Below are 4,699 nucleotides of genomic sequence, written 5' to 3'. Positions count from 1 at the left end.
GAAAAAGCTCAAATGTCAGGTACATCCGTCTCCACCTGCTCCGAGAAAAATAGAGCTTGAGGCAAATAAAAAAGCCAACTGTTTCCTGAATGGAAATGGTTGGCTGATAAAAATCAATATCACATAGGAGGTATTAAATTATGAAAAAGCTGTTATACCCTGCTTGTTTTTACCCCTGCGAGGAGCAGGAAGGTTATACTGTTGTTGTGCCAGACCTGCCAGGCTGTGTAACACAGGGCAAATCCCTGATTGATGCAATCGGTATGGCAGTAGATGCCGCATCCGGCTGGGTGCTGGATGAAATGGAAGACGGCAAGCCTATCCCACCAGCCAGCAAGATAGAAGATGTGCAAGCTGATGAACGTCCAGGCGGTTTTGTGAAGCTGATTGAGCTGGATGCGGATGCGCTCCGCCCGGCTGAATAAAAAATACCGCAACTATCCAGTATCACAAGATAGTTGCGGTAGCCTGGAGCTATTCCTCATATTCAAAATCAAGTTTTATCTGTTTTGGTGCAGGACGAACTTCCAGCACTTTATCCACTATATACTCGGATGAAAGGACGCCATTCTTCAGCTTTTGCACATGCCGATAAGCGATGCGGAGCATATCTCCGCTGCCGAATGTAATCTCATGATTGCTTATCTGGTTCAGGAAAGCTTCATCAGCAATAGTCACCCATATAGCCGGGTTAGTTCCGTCAGTAACTTTCCATTTTCCCTGCTCAAAATTGATGGTGACTAATTTTACAAGCATTTCCTGCGATTGCGCTTCTGGGAGCTCCTCGGTTATTTCTTTGGCTGGAGGTGCTTTGAACAGCTCCGCTTCGGATTTTTTCACCGCGGCCACAGGCTTCTTGTCGGTTTTGTCCGCCGGATTTCTTACTTCAAAGGAATCTATTCCGGCAGTTTCCAACGGCCTGATGACGCCTTCAATACTTTTCCGGCATCCAACATCAAGAAATACTTTTAGTGTATTGATATTTACTTCTATTTTTGTCCCATCAGCAAGATGGATTTCAGATGTATCAGGAGATTTTTTCGTGATTTTCGTCATTGCTTTTTTGCCGATGGTGGAAATCAGGTCAAAAATACTTTTGATGACTACAGCAGTGCCACCTGTATTGGCAACATAACCAAGAATGGCCATCAGGTCATCCAGCCCTGTAGATTTAGAGCCTTCCACGAACAGCTTTGCCTGTTCCAATATGCTCATGTTGAGAATGAAGGTTATGTCAAAAGAGCCTTTGTTGAGGCTGTCCTGATTGAGCATGACCTTTATATTTCGTTCACAGCCTATTGCCTTGCCAGCATTTGAGACAAATTCTGCAAAAGCTATAAGTGCCGGAGCAAGTTCCCTGACATCCATCTCACCATCCGTCAATGCGGGACCTGCATAAGCAATTCTGGCCTTTTGGATGTTACACATTCCAATCACCTCCTCTATAGGAATTATATATGGAGAAGATTGGCCAGTCAATTAGAATTTAGTGTTGTTGTCTATAATAACAAATGCCAGATATTTGATATTTTATAGCCAATTAGGAGGTTTTATTTATGATCGTAGCGTTATACGCAAGATACAGCAGTGACAACCAGCGAGTAGAGTCCATCGTAGCCCAGCTCAGGGCCTGCAGGGAGTATTGCCAGAAGTATGGCTACACAATCATCAAGGAGTATGCTGACGAGGCCATGACAGGCACCAACGACAACAGGCCACAGTTCCAGCAGATGATGCGTGATGCCGAGGCAGGTATGTTCGAGATGATAGTTGCTCACAAGGTTGACAGAATCGGCAGGGATGAATTCGACTATTATTACAACCGCCACAGGCTGGAAGCGTGCGGCGTAGGACTGGCATTTGCCGCCCAGGGATTTGACGTCAGCACGCCTGAAGGGGCGCTGATGAACAACACGCTGGTCGGACTGGCAGCGTACTATTCACGCAACCTGGCCAAAGAAGTCCAAAAGGGCCAGCGGGAAAACGCATTGCAGGGTAAAACCAATGGTGGAAAGCCTCTCTTTGGCTATAAGTATGCCCCGGACAAGACATACCTGGTGGATGAGCATGAGGCCGAAGGAGTGCGCATGATTTTCGACATGTACCTGCAGGGAGCAGGGTATCTTGAAATCGCCAGCGCACTCAATGAGCGCGGCTTCAGGACACGGCGCGGGAACAAGTTTGGCAAGAATTCCCTGCATGAGCTGCTGCGTAACAGGCGGTATATCGGCACTGTCGTCTGGGGACATAATACCAAGATGCCAAACGGCAAGAGAAACAATCACAGACCACCGCATAAGGACACGCTGGTTATTCCTGATGGCTGCCCTGCCATAATTGATAAAGAAACCTTTGCGTTAGTGCAGGAAAAGATGGAGCAGAGGCGGAAGCACAGGGGCATGTGCACGGCAAGGCACACCTATCTTCTCACTCCGCTGGTTTTCTGCGCCCATTGCGGGGCTGCTATGGGCGGCGTGGCACATCGCAACCAGTATGGCGTGTTGTATAGGTACTATCGCTGCCAGAGGAAGACCAGAATGGGGACAGATATCTGCCCTAATCACTCCATGCGCGCAGACGTGCTTGAGGATTTAATTATCGGGCAGATAAGAAAACTGTTCCTGAACCCGGATGCAGTAGAAAAGCTGATGGCCAGCGTGGATGAGCAGTACCGCATACTGAAAGAAAATGATTGCAAGTCCCTGGAAGGCCTCAAAACAAAAAAGGCAGCTGTGATGAAGAAGATCAACAGCTACCTGGAGTATATTGAAGAATACGGCATGCCTGACAGAATAGCCCATCAACGCTATCAGGGATGGATTAGCGAGCTGGAGAAGCTTGAGGCCGAAATTTCCCGCAGGGAGGCATCCGTGCCTGCTCCGCTGTCCAGAGCTGTCATCAGGCAGTACATAGACAAGTACAGCAATGCGCTGGCTAGCGGCTCCGCTGGCAACATCAAAAACGTGATTGCAGCATTTGTCAGCAAAATAAAAATCTCACGGGACGAAATCTCCGTGAGCTTTAAATTCCGAGTATTCGGAAGTTGTACCGATGATGGTGCGGTTGATGGGACTTGAACCCATACGACCTGAGATCACTACCCCCTCAAAGTAGCGCGTCTGCCAATTCCGCCACAACCGCATATAATGTTTTAGAAATAAAAATGGTGCGGTCGAGAGGACTTGAACCTCCATGATATTGCTATCACTAGCGCCTGAAGCTAGCGCGTCTGCCAATTTCGCCACGACCGCATGTTACATATTTATTATAACACTCTTTTGAAGTGTTGTCAAGCGTTTTTTTATTTTTTTTAGTACCAACTTTTTGCTGGTGCCGAGGACCGGAATCGAACCGGTACGGTTGTCTCCAACCGCGGGATTTTAAGTCCCGTGCGTCTGCCAGTTCCGCCACCCCGGCAGCAATTCACTGGAGCGGGTGATGGGAATCGAACCCACGTGACCAGCTTGGAAGGCTGGGGCTCTACCATTGAGCTACACCCGCAGGTAATCAATGGAGCTGGCGAGAGGAATTGAACCCCCAACCTGCTGATTACAAGTCAGCTGCTCTACCAATTGAGCTACACCAGCGTGTAAATGGTGCCTCAGAGCGGAATCGAACCACTGACACGGGGATTTTCAGTCCCCTGCTCTACCAACTGAGCTACCGAGGCATAATGGCGACCCGAAGGGGACTTGAACCCCTGACCTCCGCCGTGACAGGGCGGCATTCTAACCAACTAAACTACCGGGCCATAATATGGTGGGCGCTAACGGGATCGAACCGCTGACATTCTGCTTGTAAGGCAGACGCTCTCCCAGCTGAGCTAAGCGCCCGAAAAATGGTGACCCACCGGAGACTCGAACTCCGAACCTGCTGATTAAGAGTCAGATGCTCTACCAATTGAGCTAGTGAGTCATAATATGGTGACGCGTACGGGATTCGAACCCGTGAAGCCGCCGTGAAAGGGCGGTGTCTTAACCGCTTGACCAACGCGCCATTATCAAGTGGTCAATCTACCCCGACGATTCGCATGGTGGCTCACCCGGGATTTGAACCCGGGACACCCTGATTAAAAGTCAGGTGCTCTGCCAACTGAGCTAGTGAACCGTCTGGCTGGGGTAGCTGGACTCGAACCAACGATGCGGGAGTCAAAGTCCCGTGCCTTAACCAACTTGGCTATACCCCAATTACCCCAGGGGTAAAAATGGCTCCTCGAGCAGGATTCGAACCTGCGACAGCCTGATTAACAGTCAGGTGCTCTACCTACTGAGCTATCGAGGAATGTAACCGGCAACTTCCTATCCTCCCAGGCCGTCTCCAGCCAAGTACTTTCGGCGTTTATGTGCTTAACTACTGTGTTCGGAATGGGAACAGGTGGGACCACATAGCCAACATCACCGGATATACAGTTCTCTGCATGCATCATGCTCTACGCTGCCGCGTTACTGACAGCACATGTACACACAAAACTATACAGAAACAAGTCTTGAACTGACGAATCATCTTAGGGTTGTAATTAAGCCCTCGACTTATTAGTATTGGTCCGCTTCACATGTTGCCACGCTTCCACTTCCAACCTATCTACCTTGTCGTCTTCAAGGAGTCTTACCAGATTGCTCTGTGAGAGATCTCATCTCAAGGCAGGCTTCACGCTTAGATGCTTTCAGCGTTTATCCCTTCCGGACGCAGCTACCCAGCT

The 4,699-nt window shown here is 49.1% G+C and carries 3 protein-coding genes, 13 tRNA genes and 2 rRNA genes; 2 read left to right on the top strand and 16 right to left on the bottom strand.

Annotation, left to right across the window (positions count from 1 at the left end; genetic code table 11):
• Positions 1-140: 140 nt before the first annotated feature.
• Positions 141-425 (top strand): type II toxin-antitoxin system HicB family antitoxin, encoded by a 285-nt coding sequence (locus tag FYJ84_RS14260; RefSeq protein ID WP_154408248.1) that lies wholly within the window; start codon positions 141-143, stop codon positions 423-425.
• 49 nt (positions 426-474) lie between these two features.
• Here FYJ84_RS14260 and FYJ84_RS14255 read toward each other — a convergent pair whose 3' ends face one another.
• Positions 475-1,428 (bottom strand): hypothetical protein, encoded by a 954-nt coding sequence (locus FYJ84_RS14255; protein WP_154408247.1) that lies wholly within the window; start codon positions 1,426-1,428, stop codon positions 475-477.
• Between the two features lie 128 nt (positions 1,429-1,556).
• Here FYJ84_RS14255 and FYJ84_RS14250 point away from each other — a divergent pair, with 128 nt between their 5' ends.
• Positions 1,557-3,077 carry a recombinase family protein gene (locus tag FYJ84_RS14250; RefSeq protein WP_154408246.1) on the top strand — a complete coding sequence of 507 codons (1,521 nt, stop codon included), beginning with the start codon at positions 1,557-1,559 and terminating at the stop codon, positions 3,075-3,077.
• Here FYJ84_RS14250 and FYJ84_RS14245 read toward each other — a convergent pair.
• The 15 genes from FYJ84_RS14245 to FYJ84_RS14175 all read right to left on the bottom strand — a co-directional run.
• Positions 3,056-3,141: transfer RNA gene (locus FYJ84_RS14245), tRNA-Leu, on the bottom strand. The genes FYJ84_RS14250 and FYJ84_RS14245 overlap by 22 nt on opposite strands.
• Positions 3,142-3,164: 23 nt before the next feature.
• Positions 3,165-3,251 (bottom strand) — tRNA-Leu (locus FYJ84_RS14240).
• A gap of 77 nt (positions 3,252-3,328) precedes the next feature.
• Positions 3,329-3,417: transfer RNA gene (locus FYJ84_RS14235), tRNA-Leu, on the bottom strand.
• Between the two features lie 10 nt (positions 3,418-3,427).
• Positions 3,428-3,501: transfer RNA gene (locus FYJ84_RS14230), tRNA-Gly, on the bottom strand.
• Between the two features lie 10 nt (positions 3,502-3,511).
• Positions 3,512-3,587, bottom strand: a tRNA-Thr gene (locus tag FYJ84_RS14225).
• Between the two features lie 7 nt (positions 3,588-3,594).
• Positions 3,595-3,670: transfer RNA gene (locus FYJ84_RS14220), tRNA-Phe, on the bottom strand.
• A gap of 4 nt (positions 3,671-3,674) precedes the next feature.
• Positions 3,675-3,751 (bottom strand) — tRNA-Asp (locus FYJ84_RS14215).
• Between the two features lie 6 nt (positions 3,752-3,757).
• Positions 3,758-3,833: transfer RNA gene (locus FYJ84_RS14210), tRNA-Val, on the bottom strand.
• A 6-nt stretch (positions 3,834-3,839) separates the two neighbouring features.
• A tRNA-Lys gene (locus FYJ84_RS14205) sits at positions 3,840-3,915 on the bottom strand.
• A gap of 6 nt (positions 3,916-3,921) precedes the next feature.
• A tRNA-Glu gene (locus FYJ84_RS14200) sits at positions 3,922-3,996 on the bottom strand.
• Positions 3,997-4,031: 35 nt separating this feature from the next.
• A tRNA-Lys gene (locus FYJ84_RS14195) sits at positions 4,032-4,107 on the bottom strand.
• Positions 4,108-4,110: 3 nt separating this feature from the next.
• Positions 4,111-4,186 (bottom strand) — tRNA-Gln (locus FYJ84_RS14190).
• A 19-nt stretch (positions 4,187-4,205) separates the two neighbouring features.
• A tRNA-Asn gene (locus FYJ84_RS14185) sits at positions 4,206-4,281 on the bottom strand.
• Between the two features lie 4 nt (positions 4,282-4,285).
• Positions 4,286-4,402, bottom strand: a 5S ribosomal RNA gene (gene rrf / locus FYJ84_RS14180).
• A 110-nt stretch (positions 4,403-4,512) separates the two neighbouring features.
• Positions 4,513-4,699 (bottom strand): 23S ribosomal RNA (locus tag FYJ84_RS14175); the annotation flags it as partial.

The organism is Anaerovibrio slackiae (genome assembly GCF_009695585.1).
GTDB lineage: Bacteria > Bacillota > Negativicutes > Selenomonadales > Selenomonadaceae > Anaerovibrio > Anaerovibrio slackiae.
This window is presented reverse-complemented; position numbering and strand designations above follow the sequence as displayed.